Raw genomic sequence first — 15,494 nt, 5'->3', positions numbered from 1 at the left:
GCGGCAGGGGCAAGGTACGCGCCGTGCTGTTCATGGCCGCCCTCGTCGCCAGCCGACACAATCCCGCCCTCAAGGCCTTCCGCGATCGCCTGGTCGCAGGCGGCAAACCCAAGATCGTCGCCATCGTCGCAACCATGCGAAAGCTGCTCACCATCCTCAACGCCATCATCCGGGACCGCAAACCATGGCAAAACGCTTGACCCACAAGACAGTCGCTCTCCCCGCTTGCGGGGAGAAGGGAAATGCCGCACCCTATCCGGCCCTATTGACCCCGCTGAGTGTTGTCGCTTCGCAGGGCAAGTCCCTCGCCCCGCTTGCGGGGAGAGGGTTAGGGTGAGGGGCCCTTGGTTATCCGCCGGCCGCGTGATCAGCCCCGTTCTTTTCGCTCCAGCTCGGCCGCGACCAATGCGGCGAGCTTTTCGGCAACCGCGTCCTTGTCCATCTCCGGCCAGTCGTCGTTGCCGTCGGCCGAGATCAGCTTCACCCGGTTGCGATCGCCGCCCATGATGCCGGTCGCCGGCGAAACGTCGTTGGCGAGAATATAGTCGGCGCCCTTGCGTTCGAGCTTGGAGCGGCCGTTGTCGGCGACATTTTCCGTCTCGGCGGCAAAGCCGACGACGAGCTTCGGCCTGTTCGCATGATGGCCGATGGTCTTGAGGATGTCCGGGTTCTCGGCCAGTTGGAGCGGCGGCGGCGCTGCGCCCGGCTTCTTCTTGATCTTGTTGCCGGCGGCACTTGCGACCCGCCAGTCGGCAACGGCCGCCACCATCACTGCGACGTCGGCCGGAAGGGCAGTGAGCACCGCATCGCGCATTTCCTCGGCGCGCTCCACGTGGATCACCTTGACCCCAGACGGATCGGGGATCGTCACCGGGCCAGAAACCAGCGTCACGTCGGCACCGAGCTTGGCAAGCGCCGCAGCAATGGCGTGGCCCTGCTTGCCCGACGAGCGGTTGGCAATATAGCGCACCGGATCGATCGGCTCATGCGTCGGGCCTGATGTAACGATTGCCTTGCGGCCGGCAAGCGGCTTCGGCCCGCTTGCAAGCAGGTTCTCGACGGCAGCGACGATTGCCAGCGGCTCGCTCATCCGCCCTTCTCCTGCCTCGCCGCTTTCCGCCATCTCGCCGGCTTCCGGGCCGATGAAGCGGATGCCGTCGGAGGCAAGCGTCGCGCGGTTGCGCCGGGTCGCCGGATGCGCCCACATCTTCGGGTTCATGGCCGGCGCGACCAGCACAGGACGGTCGGTTGCCAGCAGGATGGTAGAGGCAAGATCATCGGCATGGCCGTTCGCCATCTTCGCCATCAGGTCTGCAGTGGCCGGGGCAACGACGATCAGATCGCATTCGCGTGCCAGCCGGATATGGCCGACATCCTGCTCGTCCTCGCGGGAAAACAGGTCGAGATAGACATGCGAGGCGGAGAGTGCGCCGACGGCAAGCGGCGTCACGAACTGCTGTGCGCCGGCGGTCATGACGGGGCGAACGCTGGCGCCGCGCTCGCGCAGGCGGCGGATGAGGTCCAGGCTCTTATAGGCCGCGATGCCGCCGGAGATGATCAGGAGAATGCGCTTGCCCGACAGTGTCATTGCGTTTCGGCCCTGCGGCCGCCTTCTTCGCCGGAGCTTTTCCCGGTCCAGCCATGTTGTTCGACAGCATCCTTTCCGACGGGCTCGCCGGCGGACGGACACGCTTGGCGGCGACCCTACTTGAGCGTTTCATCGGGCGCAACGTGTCTGGCCGAACCCCGCAATAACAGGCATGGCAGCGAGGACGCCGCATGCACGCCGAGGCATTCGGCAATCATTGCATGGTGGCGGCAGATCACGCAATCCCGATGGCGCGCCTGGCTGCGTCCGCTTCGAGCGGTGAATATCCCTTGGTATCTCGTCGCCGAAGGCGCATAGTGCCCGCATCATCGACCGATCGAACGGGCGTCGGTGGCTGAGAGATCGTTACGCTTTCGCCCTACCAGAGGAGATAGCGTGATGCACCCCATCGATGGATTTCGTGGGCGACCGATCCTTCCCAAGGAATTCCCGATGATTGCCGATGTGTTTCGGGATGCCGCTCGGGTGCGATACCCGGCGCTCGATCGCGAAGAGGGCGAGGCGATCCTGGCCCGGCTCATGGACTTGCACCACAGCTGTATCGACAGTCGGCTGTCCTCCGTCCAATAGGTGCGGGTCTCCGGATCTGGCGTCCTCAACCGTTAAGGCGGGTCGCAGAAGCCGCTGCAGATTTACGCGCGGCCTGCATCAGCGCATCTCACAAGACGACACGCAGGCGATCGCGTGGCCACGGCTCCAATGGCCGTTCGGCATTTCGACGCCAGGGAGAATGCCATGTTTCATACCTTCGCAACGCATATTCGCCGCTATGACTACACGCTCGCGGCAATCAAGATGTCGCTCGTCCTATCCTTGCTCATGATCGCGCTGATCACGCTGAACGGCCTCGTCTGGTAGTCATCCCAAGGCAGCACAAACCACCCGTGACCAGGCGCTCACGCTCGTCTGCCGTCCACGCCGTTCTTTCCAGTCCCCTCTCCAATCGGCCGGAGCCGAACTCCTTGCCTTGAAGAAAACACGATCGGTGCTATCTTCGCGTCGATAGAAATTAAGACAGGATACACGCAACGATGGATTTCCACCTGACAGCAAAGCCCACTCATTTTGCCATCAGGGAAATCCGTATCCATGCCTGTTTCGATCTCACTCTCCCATCTCACCTGGTCCACGCCTGACGGTCGCAGCCTCTTTTCCGATCTGAGCCTGACGTTCGGCCCTGGCCGCTCTGGCCTTGTCGGGCGCAACGGCGTCGGCAAAAGTACGCTGCTGAAGCTGATTGCCGGAACGCTCCGGCCGCAGGCCGGCACCGTCTCGCTCGACGGCAGCCTCGGCATCCTGCGACAGACGGTCCAGGTCGGCGAACTGGAGACCATCGCCGAACTCTTCGGCATCGGCGATGCGCTGGCGCTTCTCAGCCGCGCGGAGGAAGGCATCGCCAGCATCGATGAGCTGTCGGTTGCCGACTGGACGCTGGAGGCGCGGCTGGCCGCCGCACTCGCCCGCCTCGGGCTGGAGGCGGAGGCACAGGCGCCGCTTTCTTCGCTTTCCGGCGGGCAGTTGACCCGCGCCAAGCTGGCGGCGCTGGTTTTTGCCGATCCCGATTTCATCCTGCTCGACGAACCCACCAACAATCTCGATCGCGCCGGACGCGAGGCGGTGATCGAGCTGATGGCGAACTGGCGTGGCGGTGCCATCGTCGTCAGCCATGACCGCGAGTTGCTGGACAGGATGGATGAGATCGTGGAACTCACCTCGCTCGGCGCCGCCAGCTATGGCGGCAACTGGAGCCACTATCGCGAGCGCAAGGCGATCGAGCTCGCCTCTGCCCGGCACGATCTTGCCGACGCGGAGCGGCGCTTGGCCGAGGTCGACCGCAAGACGCAGGAGATCGCGGAACGAAAGGCCCGCAAGGATGGCGCCGGCCGCAGGAAACGCGCCAACGGCGACCAGCCGCTTCTGTTGCTGGATGCGAAGAAGGAGCGCAGCGAAAAGACCGGCGGCGACAATGCGCGCCTTGCCGAACGTCGACGCGACCAGGCGCTCGGCGATCTCGCCTCAGCCCGCGAACGCATCGAGATCCTCCAGCCGTTTTCAGTGCGGCTGCCTTCGACCGGGCTGCCGCCCGGCCGTGTCGTTCTTCAGGTCGATGATGTCAGCGCCGGCTACGTCCCGGACCGTCCGGTGCTCGCCAACCTGTCGCTGACGATCGCCGGGCCGGAGCGGGTGGCGATCACCGGACGCAACGGTTCGGGCAAGACGACGTTTCTGTCGCTAATGTCAGGCAAGCTTGTTCCCCGGTCAGGCCAGGTGCGGGTTCTGACGGAGTTCGCCATGCTGGATCAACAGGTGAGCCTGCTCGATCCGGAGGTGTCGATCCGCGACAACTTCCGGCGGCTCAATCCCGGGGCGGGCGAGAATGCCTGCCGGGCGGCCCTCGCGCGCTTCATGTTCCGTGCCGACGCAGCACTGCAGCGTGTCTCCAGTCTGAGCGGCGGGCAGATGCTGCGGGCTGGTCTTGCCTGCGTGCTCGGCGGCGACAGCCCGCCGCCGCTCCTGATCCTCGACGAGCCGACCAACCATCTCGATATCGATTCCATCGAGGTGGTGGAGGCGGGGCTGCGGGCCTTCGACGGCGCGCTCATCGTCGTCAGCCACGACGAAGCGTTTCTAGAGGCGATCGGCACAACGCGCCGGGTCGATCTGTCCAAGCCGTCGGAGGGCCGTCGCTCTGCCGCGTGCTAGAGGCCGACGGTTTCGGGCGGCATGCCGATGGTGGGCGTTACTGCGCCCATTTGACGTCGCCGGTAAAGGCGATCGTCAGCCAACGGTCGCGTCCGGCTTCGCCTATTTCCGCGCCGATCTCGGCGCGGATCGCATCGAGGCTCGAAAGCGTGTCCACCCGGGTTTCGGCCGATCCGATCAGGTAGATCTCGATCAGCCGCGCCCGGCCGACCTTGGCGACATAGGTGCGATAATCGGAAAAGCCGTGGCGGCTGGCGGCGCTGCGTGCGGCCTCGCGCACCTTTTCGTCCAGCTCGGCCGGGGCGACCAGGAAGATTTCCTTCAGCGCGGCATAGACGGTCTTCAGCGGAAGCGGGATCAGGCAAAGCGTCAGAACGACCAGGATTGCCGGGTCGGCATAGGGCGTCCAGCCTTCATAGGCGGTACCCTTCAGCATTGCGGCGACCACAAAGGCGACGAGCAGGGCCGCGGTGATCGTCCCCGACACCGCCCAGGCGCGCACGTCCAGAGCCAGGACCGCCGAGCCGATCGAACGGTTTGCCCGCCGACCGTAGAGGAACATCACGACGCAGATGACGACGACGACGGCGGCATAGGCGATAGCCCAGTCGAAGGCGAGTTCGCGCCCGCCCGACAGCAGCGAGCCGACGGCGTTGATGAGGGCATAGAAGGAGAGCGTGGCGAGCAGGCCGGCATTAAGCAGCAGAACCATCGGCTCGATATGCCAGAAGCCCATCTGAAAGCGGCTGCTCTCCCTCGGAACCAGCCGCGTCACCCCCAGCGCCAGCAATGTCATGGCCGCGTCGACGGCGGAAAACACCCCGTCGAACACGATCGACACCGATCCGGACAACAGGCCGAAGAGCACGCCTGTCGCACCGACGACGATGGTTGCGGCGATCGATCGCTTGAGGACGGTCTGTTCGGTGGCGGTGGTCATGATCTTGTATTCACTCCTGTTTCGACGCGGTGCTTAGGCGGTGCCGGTGACGAAAAGGTGACGGTGATCACTCAGACGGCGCGATGGTAGCGTTCCGGCCCTATGCGAACTGACGGGGCCGCATGACGTCTCCGCCGATGGCGTCGCCATCGAGCGAGCCGGTGCGTGCCGCGTGGGGGCGGGGCGGCGGCATAGAGTGGCCGATCGCAAACAAGAGCGCGCTTGCCGCCGAAAGCAGCGCGAACAGCAGGAACATGCCGGCGCCGCCGATAGCGCCAAGCGCAAGGCCGCCGATGAGCGGCCCAAGGAAATTGCCGACCGAAGACAGCGAATGGGCGCCGAAATAGGTGCCGCGATTGCCGGCATCCGAAATGCCGTCGACCAGCACATATTCCGAGGGCACGACGAGCACCTCGCCAATGGTGAAGAGGATCATCGAGGCGATGAGCATTTCGACGCCGGACGAGGCTGCAAAGCCGATTTCACCCAGCAGGAACAGCAGGCAGCCGAGTGACAGCGCCCGCAGCGCACCGATCCTTTCGATGACGAGGCGGGCAGGCGTGCTGGCGATCAACACCGTTACGGCGTTGGTCGAAACCAGGAGGGCGAAGAGGGTGACGCCGTCCTCGAAACCGGCGTTGAGATATTGTGACAAGGTCACCGACCACTGACCATGCACGGCCAAAAGCAGTGTGCCGCCGATGACGAAGAAGACCAGCCGGCGGTCGCGCAGGGCGGCGACAAGCCCGCGCCAGCCGCCGGCAGCACCCGATGCCGGACCGGTCTCAGCGACCTGCCTGCTGCTTGCTTCGGGCACGGTGAAGAACAGCACGAGGCCAAAGGCGGCGTGCATGATGCCGGCAATGACGAACAGCGTCGAATAGGCGGCGCCGACCCATACGCCGATCATCGGACCGATGGCCCAACCGGCGTTGATCGCGAGATAGCGCCAGGAAAACACCCGCAGGCGCAGATGCGCCGGTGCGGCATCGCTCATCAAGGCGCGCGAAACCGGCTCATAGACGGCGGCCGCGACGGCAGAAACGATATGCGCCAGCGCGAAGGCGGCAATCGACTGTGCCAGTCCGAGCCCGGCCAGCGCCAGTCCGGCCATCAAAAGCGCTGAGGTCAGCACGCCCTTTCGGCCGATCCGATCGGAGAGGGTTCCGGCAAACGGACTGACGATCGCACCGAGCAGCGGGCCGGCGCCGATCAAGGCGCCGATGCCTGCCGGGCTGAGGCCGAAATCCCGCTGCAGGCGGATCGCGAGGAAGGTCAGGCTCATGCCCTTGGCGATGGTCACCACGCCGGAACCGGCGATGAGCAGCAGCGCAATCACACGGCCCGCGCGTTCGGAATAGGCATTCATCACAGACAACCGCAGGCTGGGGCCGCTCAGCTTCCTTGCGGAACGCGGAGCGGCGGGAATGGGAAGGAGGTTCCTTTCGCGATTACACCCGTCGCGTGTGCTCGGCAAGGGCATGGTTGTCGAGCAACCGTCTGTCGGCGTGAGCCGATCGCGGGTGCTGACGATCTTCCCCCTTTGGCCCTGCTCACCGGCACCCTGGAAAAAAATCAGCGGCGGCCACGGTCCGTGGCCGCCGCAGAGGTGCTTCGCAAAGCCTTGGCTGCGCGTGGGCGATATCGGCCGCCAGTCAGTCCTTTTTCTGCCGTTGCTGCCATTCCGCATAGAGCGGTGCCGCGTCGGTCTCGTCGACCGGCACGTGGCGGAAGCGCATGGACTGCTCACCCAGGGGTTTTGCCAGTTCGGCATAGATCGCCGCCGTCGACAGGCCGTAGGGTTCGGCGTCGGCATTCGAGTGGGCGTAGGCGATCTCGGTGATGCCGGCCATGCGCATGGCCGCAAGGCACATCGGACAGGGCTGGCCGCTGGCATAGATCGCAACGCCGTCAAGGCGGGGAGAGCCGAGGCGCTGTGCCGCCAGGCGAAGTGCGTTCATCTCGGCATGCGACGTCGGGTCGCCGGTCTCGAGCATCTGGTTGACGCCACTGGCGATCACCTCGCCGTTTCGAACGGCGACCGCGCCGAAGGGCCGGCCGCCTTTTTCGATGTTGGTGCGGGCAAGGGCGACAGCCTCGCGGAGAAAGCGTTTTTCCTGCTCCATCTCTCCTCCGGATCTCAATGGGCGCCGGCGGCGACGAGCAGTTTTTCGATCTTGCCGTAGCCGCGCTGCCGGGCGTGGCTGAGCGGGCTTACGCCTTCGCCATCGGCAAGGTTGACGTTCGCGCCCGCGTCGATGAGCAACCGCACGATCTCCGTATGCTTTTCGCCGCCGGTACCCAGGATGATGGCCTCGATCAGCGCCGTCCAGCCCAGCCGATTGACGTGATCGACATCGACGCCCGCCTCGATCAGCGTTTTTACGGTCTCGACATGGCCGCGTTCGGACGCGGGGATCAGCGCCGTGCCGCCGTAACGGTTGGTGCTTTTCAGGTCGGCGCCGTTGGCAAGCGTCAGCTTCAGGATTTCGAGATGGCCGCGCGCGCCGGCATAGAGGTATGGACTGTCCTGGATCTTGTCCTTCGCATTGACATCTGCGCCGGCGTCGATGAGCACGCGTGCCGCGTCGATGCGGTTCTCATGCGTGGCGACGAGCAAAGCGGTCGCGCCGCTTTCGTCGCGCGCGTCGAGCGTTGCTCCGCGCTTGATCAATTCACGCAGTTCGGCAGCATTGCCGGCTTCGGCAGCGGCAATCATTTCCTTTTCAAGCATGGCGGCTCCAGCAGAGGCGGGAAGAAGGGCTGAGGCGAACAGTGCAGCCCCGAGCAGCCACCCGATCGATGGTGGTTTCATGGTTCTCATTCCGTTCGTGCGGTCGGCCAGGCGCATGTTGCCCGACCGACCGATGTGCATAGCCCTGAGATCGGCAACGACCCAGACACAAGATTATGCAGCAGGTTTCAAGCGCGACAGCGCCCTTCGTGCGTCATGACCGACGCGGGGCCTGCAGCGGATTCCGGTCTCAGCCGTTACTTGAGCTGATCCTTGACCTTTTCAAGGGCGGAAAGGGCGCAAGCCTCATCGAGGTTGCCGCCCGGCGCGCCGCCGACGCCGATGGCGCCGATCGTCTCGTCGCCGGCCTTGATCGGCACGCCGCCGGCAAGCACCAGGAAACCGTCGATCGAGGTGAGTTCGGCGGCAGCCGGATTCTTCTGGATGTTCTCCGCCATCTTGCTGGTCGGCGTGCGCGACGAGGCGGAGGTGAAGGCCTTGGCGCGGGCGGCGTCGACCGTGTGCGGGCCGGCGCGATCGGCGCGCTGCAGGGCGCGCAGGACGCCGGCGCGGTCGACCACGGCTGCCGTCACGTTGTACTTGTCGGCCGCGCAGGCTTCGACCGCCTGGCTGGCGATCGAAACGGCGAGATCGAGCGGCATGTTGCGCTCCTGCAGCAGGTCGGCGGCGGCCGGAGCGGCAAGGCCAAGCACGGCGGCAAAGGCAAGGGTGGTCTGGTATTTCATGATCGGGTCCTTCCGATGTGGCATGTCGCCGGACGTGTCCCGCGCCCGGCATGGCCCCCTCTTCGGAGCGGACCATAGGGGGTCGACTTTCCATCTGGAAATTAAATGTATGGATGCTAAAAAGTGGAATTATGAATAGTCCGCTTTTCGATCTGGATCTGCTGCGCGCCTTTGTGGTGGTGGCCGATTGTCAAGGTTTCACTGCCGCGGCCGCAAGGCTGCATTCCACCCAATCGACGGTCAGTCAGAAGGTGTTGCGTCTCGAGGATCTGGCAGGCCACCGCCTGTTCGAGCGCAGCCATCGGCAGGTGCGCCTGACGGAGGCCGGCGAACAATTGATCGGCTATGCCAGGCGTATGCTGGCATTGAACGCGGAGGCGCAGGAGCTTCTTTCCGGTGCCTCGGTGGCCGCCGCCTTGCGCCTTGGCCTGCCGGAGGACTTTGCCGCAGGGCGAACGACCCGCATGCTGGCGGATTTTGCCCGGGCGCATGGCGATGTGAAGCTCGAAGTGACGAGCGGCCTCAGTCGCGATCTGCGGGCACTCTATGAGCGCGGCGAGCTGGATGTCGTCGTCGTCAAGCAGCGCCGCAGCACCGGCGACGCCGTCAAGCGCTGGGCTGAAACCCTGTGCTGGATCGATAGCGCCGCCTATCCGACGCTTGATGCCGAGCCCTTGCCGCTCGTCGTCTTTCCGCCGCGCGGTCTTTACCGAGACGACATGGTTGCGGCGCTGGAAGCAGGCGGCCGACGTTGGCGCATCAGCTATACCAGCTCCAGCCTTGCCAGCATCCAGGCGGCCGTCGCCGATGGCCTCGGCGTCAGCCTGCTGCCATCGCGCGTCGTCAACGATCGCCACCGTATCGTCAAGCCGAAGGACGGACTTCCGGCGATCGAGACGATGGAGATCGCGCTCCACCATCGCCCGGAGGCGAGCCCGCTGGTGATCGCGCTGGCGAGCGACCTTGCAAAACTGATCGGCGAAGGCGGCTGATGCTTTGCCTCAGAGCATCGAGCGGCTGAGGCCGCCGTCGACGGGAAGCGCCACGCCCGTGACATAGGCGGCGGGCCGGCCCGCCAGAAATGCGGCGGTAGCGCCGAACTCCGCCGGCGTTCCATAGCGGCCGATCGGAATATCCGCCTGGCTGCGCGCGGCAACCGTCGCGATATCGACCCCTTCGCTCTCGGCATCCATGCGGTCGAAGCTCAAGGTACGGTCGGTCGCAAGCCGCCCCGGCAACAGCATGTTGACGGTCACGCCATCGGCGGCGACTTCGCCGGCCAGTGTCTTCAGCCAGCCGGCAACCGCACTTCGAAGCGCGTTGGAGGCGGTGAGGCCCGGGATCGGTTCGCGGATGCTGGTCGAGGCGACGGCGATGATGCGGCCAAAACCACGCTCCCTCATGCCGGGCAGGACCCGGCCGGTGATGCGCATGCCGGCGAGCACCATGGTCTCGAACTGCGTCCGCCAGAAATCCGGCTCGATCGCCGATGCAAGCGAGGGCGGTGGCCCGCCGCCGTTGAGGACGAGAATGTCGATCGCACCGAAATCGGCGGCAAGCCGATCGAGCAGCGCATCGAGGCTCTCGGGTTTGGAAAGATCGAGTGCAAAACCGCGGGCGGTCGGGCAGATCTCGGCCGCGACCTTTTCGGCCGAAGCTGCGTCGCGACCGGTCAGCGCGACGGCAACGCCTTCAGCCGCGAGCGCTTCGGCGATGCCGCGTCCAAGCCCCTTGCTGCCGCCGAGCACGAGTGCCTTTTTCCCTGTGATGCCGAGGTCCATGGCTGTCTTCCTTCCCATGCGATTTCCGTTGCTGCTTTTGGAGCCCGGCGGCGACGCGGCGTCAATGGGGTAGGTGGATGGGAGTCGGCAATTCGGAGGGAAAATGACGAGGACCAGACGTCAAAAAGCCCGGCCGGAAACCGACCGGGCTTCGTGCCCCTCGCCCCTTGCCGCCGTTAGCGGCAGACGCGGATGCGCTCGTAGTAGACGTTGCCGTAATGATCGTAGCGCCTGACCTTCTTGATGAAGCAATAGGGCCGATACTCGTAGTAGCCACCGCCATAATAGCCGTCGACATAACCGATCTGGCCGCTCCAGCCATGGCCGTAGTGGCCGTTGCTGAAGCCGATCGTCACGCCGCCAGCCTGCGACGGCGCGGCAAAGGAAACGGCTGCGGTGATTGCGACGGCCGCTGCGATGATGATCTTGCGCATGATGTTCTCTCCTCCGGTGATTGGGATGAACTCCCGCCATCCATGAGGAGACGATCGCATGTGATTGGCATATGCGCAGTTCCGAATGGAACACGATTGCAGGCGGCGGCAGACCTGAAGGTGCTGCCGTCGCTTACCTCCAGAGCGTTTCCAGCTTAGACGGAGTCGCGGAAACGCCCTATCTCTTTGTTTTTACGCATTTCCCGACGGAAAACCGCTTCGCACTTTTCCTGGAAATGCTGTAGGACGCAGTGTCCGGCCGCGGTCAGGCACGAACGCGCGCCATCGCCAGTACGTCGGCAAGCACGCCATTGCGCAGCGCATAGGCCCTGTGCGTGCCTTCGGGTTCGAAGCCGGTCTTGCGATAAAGCGCGATCGCCGCCTCGTTGTCGGTGAAGACGGTCAGTTCGATGCGGCTGATGCCGAGCCAGTTGTCGGCGGCGTCGATCAGAGACGTAAGTAGTGTCTTACCGATTCCTTCGCCGCGATGGTTGTCATCGACGCTGATGCCGAGCACGGCGGAGTGACGCCGGCGCCCCTTATTGCGGTGGAGACCGGCCATGCCGACGATCCGGCCGTCGCGCTCGGCAACAACAGCCGTGTCGTCCTCCGACAGGCCCTCCATCCACTTGCGTGTCTGCTCAGGGGTCGAATAGGGCAGTCTGAGCGTGCCGGAGCGGATGCCCGGCTGGCTCATCAGCGCGGCGATCGCTTCCCAATCGACGATGCGCGCCGCTCGGATCTTGAGTATCGGGGAGGTGTGGGCTTCGATCATTGTTTCCTCTCTGGCTCACTACAGCGCCGCGCGTCAAATATGACGCGCAAAGGACGCTGTAACGCTTTTAACTTGCTGCATAATTTCATCCGTAAATCGGATCCGATTCACGGAATTATGCAGTAGCTCCGAGGAAACAGGACCAAACCCTGCTCGCCTCGGCAGGGTTGGTCGGGGGACAGTCCGCTTAACGCACGTGGTCTCCCGCACACCCCAGGGTATGCGTGCAAAGCACCATTGCGAGCATCGAACGATTGTCCATGCTGGAACGATAACAAGCGGGAGTGGAAATGCAAGCCGGTTCGGCGACCGGATTGCAGATGGCGTTCAGGTCACCTGCCAGGCGATGTAGATCAGCGTGGCGGCGATCAGCCACAGCGCTACGCGGCCGGAGCGCGTGTGGCGTGCCTCGGCCTTACCGATGGCATGTGCGGTTTCTGCATCGAAGCGCAGGCCATTTTCGCTCATGGCCATGATTTCGTGGGAGAATTTTTCCGTGCGGGCCGCGATTTCGGGTGCTGCTTCGGCCAGTCGAAGGGCCGCACGCAGGCCGTCGCGCAGATCGGTGACGATCCGCTTTGGTCCGAGATTGTCGCGGATCCACTTGCCGACGACGGGCTCGGAGGCCTTCCACATATTGAAACGTGGATTGAGCGTGCGGGCGACGCCCTCGACGACCACCATGGTCTTCTGCAGCATGACCAGCTCGGGCCGCGTCTGCATGTCGAAGAGCTCGGTCACCTCGAACAGCAGTGTCAGTAGCTTCGCCATCGAGATGGTTTCTGCCGGCTGGCCGTGGATCGGTTCGCCGATGGCGCGGATCGCCTGGGCGAAGCTCGCGGCATCATGATGCGACGGCACGTAGCCTGCCTCGAAATGCACGTCGGCGACGCGCTGGTAGTCGCGGGTGATGAAACCGAACAGGATTTCGGCGAGGAACCGGCGCTCCTTCTTGCCGAGGCGGCCGACGATCCCCATGTCGACGGCGACGATGTGGCCCGCGTCGTCGACGAACAGGTTGCCCTGATGCATGTCGGCATGGAAGAAGCCGTCGCGCAGCGTGTGGCGCAGGAAGGACTGGATCAACGTATCGGCCAGCGCATCGAGGTCGTGGCCTGCCGCCTTCAGCCCGTCGATATCGGACATCTTGACGCCGTCAATCCACTCCATGGTGACGACGTCGCGGCCGGTGCGTTCCCAATCGACCTTCGGCACGCGAAAGCCGGAATCCTCCTTGGTGTTCTCGCCGAGTTCGGAAAGGGCGGCGGCTTCGAGCCGCAGGTCCATCTCGATCTTGGTCGTCTGCTCGATCGTCTTGGTGACCTCGACCGGCTTCAGTCGCCGCGTATAGGGCAGGAAACGTTCCTGCATGTGGCTGACGAGATACATCGCCTCGATGTCGGAGGCGAAGCGCTGACGAATGCCGGGACGGATGACCTTGACGGCAACCCTATCCGGCTGGCCGTCACGCATGACGATCGCCGGATGCACCTGGGCGATCGAGGCAGCCGCCATCGGTTCGGAAAATTCAGCGTAGAGGTCGTCGACCTTACGGCCGAGCGACCCTTCGATCGCGGCCTTGGCCGCGCTTTGCGGGAAGGTCGCCATCCGGTCCTGCAACAGCGACAGGTCGGCGGCAAACTCCGCGCCGACGACATCGGGACGGGTTGCCAGGAACTGGCCGATCTTCACATAGGAGGGCCCGAGGCGGGCAACCGCGCGCGACAGCCGGTCGCTGCGCTCCTCGCCGGGCACCTTGCGGCGGGCAAAAAGCCCGGCTGCCTTCTGGGCGAAGCGGGCAAAGGGCGGCAGGTGTTCGGCCGGGATCGCGGAGACGACGCCTTCGCGCACAAGAACCCAGCCGATCCGCACGAGGCGGACATATGCTCCAGCTGTACTCATAAGATCAGATTTTCCAGCCGGAATGCAGCGCTGCGATGCCGCCGGTGTAATTGGTGAAGGAGACGCGGGAGAAGCCGGCCTCCTTGATCATGGCGGCAAAATCGCGCTGGTTCGGGAACTTGCGGATCGATTCCACCAGATACTGATAGGGCGCTTCGTCGCCGGTGATCAGCTTGCCGAACTTCGGGATCGCGTTGAACGACCAGGCGTCGTAAAACCGGTCGAGAAGCGGCATCTCCACTTCGGAGAATTCGAGCACCAGCAGACGGCCGCCGCGCTTCAGCACACGATAGGCTTCCTTGAGCGCCACATCGATGCGCGGCACGTTGCGGATACCGAAGGCGATGGTATAGGCGTCGAAGGAATTCGCCTCGAACGGCAGCTCTTCGGCATTGGCCTCGACGAAATCGAGGTTGGCCGAAAGCTTCTTCTTTGCCGCCCGCTCCGCACCGACGGCGAGCATCGAGCCGTTGATGTCGAGAACGGTCGAATGCGCCTTGCGATCGGAGGCTTCGATGATGCGGAAGGCGATATCGCCGGTGCCGCCGGCAACGTCGAGCGTTCTGTAGCCCTCGCGGCGCGGCGGATTGAGCGCGGCGATCATCGCATCCTTCCAGGCGCGATGCAGCCCGGCCGACATCACGTCGTTCATGATGTCGTAGCGCTTGGCCACCTTGTGGAAGACGTCGTTGACGAGCGGCTGCTTTTCGCCCGTACCGACGTTGCGGAAACCGAAGGAGGTTTCCATGCCGCCATTGGCCGATACCCGCTGATCCGTCATACGAAGAACTCCACCTGAACCAATTTTGCCGGCACCATAGCGAAATCGCCCGGCCCGCGCTATCTCGGGGGCAGGGTCATGGCTGCGGCACAGCGCACCCCTATAGGATAAGTAGTCCGCCAAGGAAATGCCAACCGCCGGGCTTATGGTGGTTAAGAAAGAAGGAGACGACGCATGCCGGAATTGCCGGAGGTCGAAACGGTCAAGCGGGGTCTGGCGCCGACGATGGAAGGGGCGGTTATCGTCAATGCCGAACTGCGCCGGCCGGATCTGCGTTTTCCCTTCCCTGTCAATTTTTCCGCCACCCTTGCCGGCCAGCGCATCGTCTCGCTGTCGCGTCGGGCAAAGTATCTGATGATCGATCTCGAGGCCGGCGACGTCATCATTGCCCATCTCGGCATGTCGGGTTCGTTCCGCATCGAACAGGGTGCGCTGCCGGCCACGCCGGGCGGGTTTCACCACCCGCGCGGCAAGGATGAGAAACACGATCATGTGATCTTCCATCTGGAAAGTGCCGCCGGCCCGGCCCGCGTCATCTATAACGATCCGCGCCGTTTCGGCTTCATGGATCTGGCCCGCCGGGAGACGGTCTCGGCCCATGCTTTCTTCCGCGCGCTCGGGGAGGAGCCGACCGGCAACGCTCTCGACGCCGCCTATCTCGCCGGCCGTTTTGCCGGCAAGGCGCAGCCGCTGAAGGCAGCCCTGCTCGACCAGAAGAACATTGCCGGCCTTGGCAATATATATGTGTGCGAGGCGCTCTGGCGTTCCGGATTGTCGCCGCTGAAGCCGGCCGGCGCGCTCGTCGACAGCCAAGGTGGGCCGAGACCGGAGCTGCAGGACCTGACGGTCGCAATCCGCGAGGTCATTGCCGACGCCATCGCCGCGGGCGGCTCATCATTGAAGGATCATATCCAGGCCGACGGGTCGCTCGGCTATTTCCAGCATTCCTTTTCCGTCTACGACCGGGAAGGGGAGGCTTGCCGCACGCCGGGTTGCGGCGGTACGGTCGCCCGCATCGTGCAGGCGGGCCGCTCGACGGTCCATTGCCCGCGCTGCCCGAAATGAACATCCCGGCCCTGCCGGGCCCGG

The 15,494-nt window shown here is 64.4% G+C and carries 17 protein-coding genes and 1 pseudogene; 7 read left to right on the top strand and 11 right to left on the bottom strand.

Going from position 1 to position 15,494, the window contains the following annotated elements:
• A pseudogene (locus AC244_RS35115) lies at positions 1 to 200 on the top strand (IS110 family transposase); the annotation flags it as partial.
• Positions 201 to 367: 167 nt separating this feature from the next.
• On the opposite strand, the gene coaBC reads toward AC244_RS35115, so the two are convergent.
• Positions 368 to 1,588 (bottom strand): bifunctional phosphopantothenoylcysteine decarboxylase/phosphopantothenate--cysteine ligase CoaBC, encoded by a 1,221-nt coding sequence (gene coaBC, locus AC244_RS11390; protein ID WP_053248931.1) that lies wholly within the window; start codon positions 1,586 to 1,588, stop codon positions 368 to 370.
• A 399-nt stretch (positions 1,589 to 1,987) separates the two neighbouring features.
• On the opposite strand from coaBC, the gene AC244_RS11385 reads away from it, so the two are divergent.
• From AC244_RS11385 to AC244_RS11380, 3 genes are all read left to right on the top strand, one after another.
• Positions 1,988 to 2,179 (top strand): hypothetical protein, encoded by a 192-nt coding sequence (locus tag AC244_RS11385; RefSeq protein ID WP_053248930.1) that lies wholly within the window; start codon positions 1,988 to 1,990, stop codon positions 2,177 to 2,179.
• A gap of 165 nt (positions 2,180 to 2,344) precedes the next feature.
• Complete coding sequence (locus tag AC244_RS38605) at positions 2,345 to 2,467, top strand: hypothetical protein (RefSeq protein ID WP_268750766.1); 123 nt, start codon at positions 2,345 to 2,347, stop codon at positions 2,465 to 2,467.
• Between the two features lie 231 nt (positions 2,468 to 2,698).
• On the top strand, positions 2,699 to 4,312 hold the full coding sequence (locus AC244_RS11380) for an ABC-F family ATP-binding cassette domain-containing protein (protein ID WP_053248929.1): 1,614 nt from the start codon (positions 2,699 to 2,701) through the stop codon (positions 4,310 to 4,312).
• A 37-nt stretch (positions 4,313 to 4,349) separates the two neighbouring features.
• Here the strand turns inward: AC244_RS11380 and AC244_RS11375 are convergent, their stop codons facing one another.
• From AC244_RS11375 to AC244_RS11355, 5 genes are all read right to left on the bottom strand, one after another.
• Positions 4,350 to 5,252, bottom strand: a complete 903-nt coding sequence (locus AC244_RS11375; protein ID WP_053248928.1) for a cation diffusion facilitator family transporter — start codon at positions 5,250 to 5,252, stop codon at positions 4,350 to 4,352.
• Positions 5,253 to 5,352: 100 nt separating this feature from the next.
• Positions 5,353 to 6,621: an MFS transporter gene (locus AC244_RS11370; protein WP_053248927.1), complete on the bottom strand. Its 1,269-nt coding sequence runs from the start codon at positions 6,619 to 6,621 to the stop codon at positions 5,353 to 5,355.
• A gap of 286 nt (positions 6,622 to 6,907) precedes the next feature.
• Complete coding sequence (locus tag AC244_RS11365) at positions 6,908 to 7,378, bottom strand: nucleoside deaminase (protein ID WP_053248926.1); 471 nt, start codon at positions 7,376 to 7,378, stop codon at positions 6,908 to 6,910.
• Between the two features lie 14 nt (positions 7,379 to 7,392).
• Entirely contained in the window at positions 7,393 to 7,986 is a 594-nt protein-coding gene (locus AC244_RS11360) for an ankyrin repeat domain-containing protein (RefSeq protein WP_053248948.1), read from the bottom strand.
• Between the two features lie 257 nt (positions 7,987 to 8,243).
• Entirely contained in the window at positions 8,244 to 8,732 is a 489-nt protein-coding gene (locus AC244_RS11355; RefSeq protein WP_053248925.1) for a GlcG/HbpS family heme-binding protein, read from the bottom strand.
• A 131-nt stretch (positions 8,733 to 8,863) separates the two neighbouring features.
• On the opposite strand from AC244_RS11355, the gene AC244_RS11350 reads away from it, so the two are divergent.
• Positions 8,864 to 9,724: a LysR substrate-binding domain-containing protein gene (locus tag AC244_RS11350; RefSeq protein WP_053248924.1), complete on the top strand. Its 861-nt coding sequence runs from the start codon at positions 8,864 to 8,866 to the stop codon at positions 9,722 to 9,724.
• Positions 9,725 to 9,733: 9 nt separating this feature from the next.
• Here the strand turns inward: AC244_RS11350 and AC244_RS11345 are convergent, their stop codons facing one another.
• Together AC244_RS11345 and AC244_RS11340 are read right to left on the bottom strand one after the other, a co-directional pair.
• Positions 9,734 to 10,513 carry an SDR family oxidoreductase gene (locus AC244_RS11345; protein ID WP_053248923.1) on the bottom strand — a complete coding sequence of 260 codons (780 nt, stop codon included), beginning with the start codon at positions 10,511 to 10,513 and terminating at the stop codon, positions 9,734 to 9,736.
• A 176-nt stretch (positions 10,514 to 10,689) separates the two neighbouring features.
• The gene (locus AC244_RS11340; protein ID WP_053248922.1) at positions 10,690 to 10,947 is read right to left on the bottom strand and encodes a hypothetical protein; all 258 of its coding nucleotides are present in this window, start codon (positions 10,945 to 10,947) and stop codon (positions 10,690 to 10,692) included.
• Between the two features lie 71 nt (positions 10,948 to 11,018).
• On the opposite strand from AC244_RS11340, the gene AC244_RS37485 reads away from it, so the two are divergent.
• On the top strand, positions 11,019 to 11,192 hold the full coding sequence (locus tag AC244_RS37485) for a hypothetical protein (RefSeq protein WP_202596066.1): 174 nt from the start codon (positions 11,019 to 11,021) through the stop codon (positions 11,190 to 11,192).
• Between the two features lie 20 nt (positions 11,193 to 11,212).
• Here AC244_RS37485 and AC244_RS11335 read toward each other — a convergent pair whose 3' ends face one another.
• From AC244_RS11335 to ubiE, 3 genes are all read right to left on the bottom strand, one after another.
• Positions 11,213 to 11,722: a GNAT family N-acetyltransferase gene (locus AC244_RS11335; RefSeq protein WP_053248921.1), complete on the bottom strand. Its 510-nt coding sequence runs from the start codon at positions 11,720 to 11,722 to the stop codon at positions 11,213 to 11,215.
• 327 nt (positions 11,723 to 12,049) lie between these two features.
• Entirely contained in the window at positions 12,050 to 13,624 is a 1,575-nt protein-coding gene (gene ubiB / locus AC244_RS11330) for a 2-polyprenylphenol 6-hydroxylase (RefSeq protein WP_053248920.1), read from the bottom strand.
• Between the two features lie 4 nt (positions 13,625 to 13,628).
• Entirely contained in the window at positions 13,629 to 14,405 is a 777-nt protein-coding gene (gene ubiE / locus AC244_RS11325) for a bifunctional demethylmenaquinone methyltransferase/2-methoxy-6-polyprenyl-1,4-benzoquinol methylase UbiE (protein ID WP_053248919.1), read from the bottom strand.
• 174 nt (positions 14,406 to 14,579) lie between these two features.
• Between ubiE and mutM the strand changes: the two genes are divergently transcribed.
• The gene (mutM, locus tag AC244_RS11320) at positions 14,580 to 15,470 is read left to right on the top strand and encodes a bifunctional DNA-formamidopyrimidine glycosylase/DNA-(apurinic or apyrimidinic site) lyase (protein ID WP_053248918.1); all 891 of its coding nucleotides are present in this window, start codon (positions 14,580 to 14,582) and stop codon (positions 15,468 to 15,470) included.
• The last annotated feature ends 24 nt before the right edge of the window (positions 15,471 to 15,494 follow it).

The sequence above is a fragment of the Ensifer adhaerens genome, assembly GCF_001270265.1.
GTDB lineage: Bacteria > Pseudomonadota > Alphaproteobacteria > Rhizobiales > Rhizobiaceae > Ensifer > Ensifer adhaerens_B.
This window is presented reverse-complemented; position numbering and strand designations above follow the sequence as displayed.

Excerpts from the sequence above, each read along its gene's own strand:
- coaBC (WP_053248931.1), bottom strand. The coding sequence starts at position 1,588 with ATGACACTGTCGGGCAAGCGCATTCTCCTGATCATCTCCGGCGGCATC.
- AC244_RS11385 (WP_053248930.1), top strand. The coding sequence starts at position 1,988 with ATGCACCCCATCGATGGATTTCGTGGGCGACCGATCCTTCCCAAGGAA.
- AC244_RS38605 (WP_268750766.1), top strand. The coding sequence starts at position 2,345 with ATGTTTCATACCTTCGCAACGCATATTCGCCGCTATGACTACACGCTC.
- AC244_RS11380 (WP_053248929.1), top strand. The coding sequence starts at position 2,699 with ATGCCTGTTTCGATCTCACTCTCCCATCTCACCTGGTCCACGCCTGAC.
- AC244_RS11375 (WP_053248928.1), bottom strand. The coding sequence starts at position 5,252 with ATGACCACCGCCACCGAACAGACCGTCCTCAAGCGATCGATCGCCGCA.
- AC244_RS11370 (WP_053248927.1), bottom strand. The coding sequence starts at position 6,621 with ATGAATGCCTATTCCGAACGCGCGGGCCGTGTGATTGCGCTGCTGCTC.
- AC244_RS11365 (WP_053248926.1), bottom strand. The coding sequence starts at position 7,378 with ATGGAGCAGGAAAAACGCTTTCTCCGCGAGGCTGTCGCCCTTGCCCGC.
- AC244_RS11360 (WP_053248948.1), bottom strand. The coding sequence starts at position 7,986 with ATGCTTGAAAAGGAAATGATTGCCGCTGCCGAAGCCGGCAATGCTGCC.
- AC244_RS11355 (WP_053248925.1), bottom strand. The coding sequence starts at position 8,732 with ATGAAATACCAGACCACCCTTGCCTTTGCCGCCGTGCTTGGCCTTGCC.
- AC244_RS11350 (WP_053248924.1), top strand. The coding sequence starts at position 8,864 with ATGAATAGTCCGCTTTTCGATCTGGATCTGCTGCGCGCCTTTGTGGTG.
- AC244_RS11345 (WP_053248923.1), bottom strand. The coding sequence starts at position 10,513 with ATGGACCTCGGCATCACAGGGAAAAAGGCACTCGTGCTCGGCGGCAGC.
- AC244_RS11340 (WP_053248922.1), bottom strand. The coding sequence starts at position 10,947 with ATGCGCAAGATCATCATCGCAGCGGCCGTCGCAATCACCGCAGCCGTT.
- AC244_RS37485 (WP_202596066.1), top strand. The coding sequence starts at position 11,019 with ATGCGCAGTTCCGAATGGAACACGATTGCAGGCGGCGGCAGACCTGAA.
- AC244_RS11335 (WP_053248921.1), bottom strand. The coding sequence starts at position 11,722 with ATGATCGAAGCCCACACCTCCCCGATACTCAAGATCCGAGCGGCGCGC.
- ubiB (WP_053248920.1), bottom strand. The coding sequence starts at position 13,624 with ATGAGTACAGCTGGAGCATATGTCCGCCTCGTGCGGATCGGCTGGGTT.
- ubiE (WP_053248919.1), bottom strand. The coding sequence starts at position 14,405 with ATGACGGATCAGCGGGTATCGGCCAATGGCGGCATGGAAACCTCCTTC.
- mutM (WP_053248918.1), top strand. The coding sequence starts at position 14,580 with ATGCCGGAATTGCCGGAGGTCGAAACGGTCAAGCGGGGTCTGGCGCCG.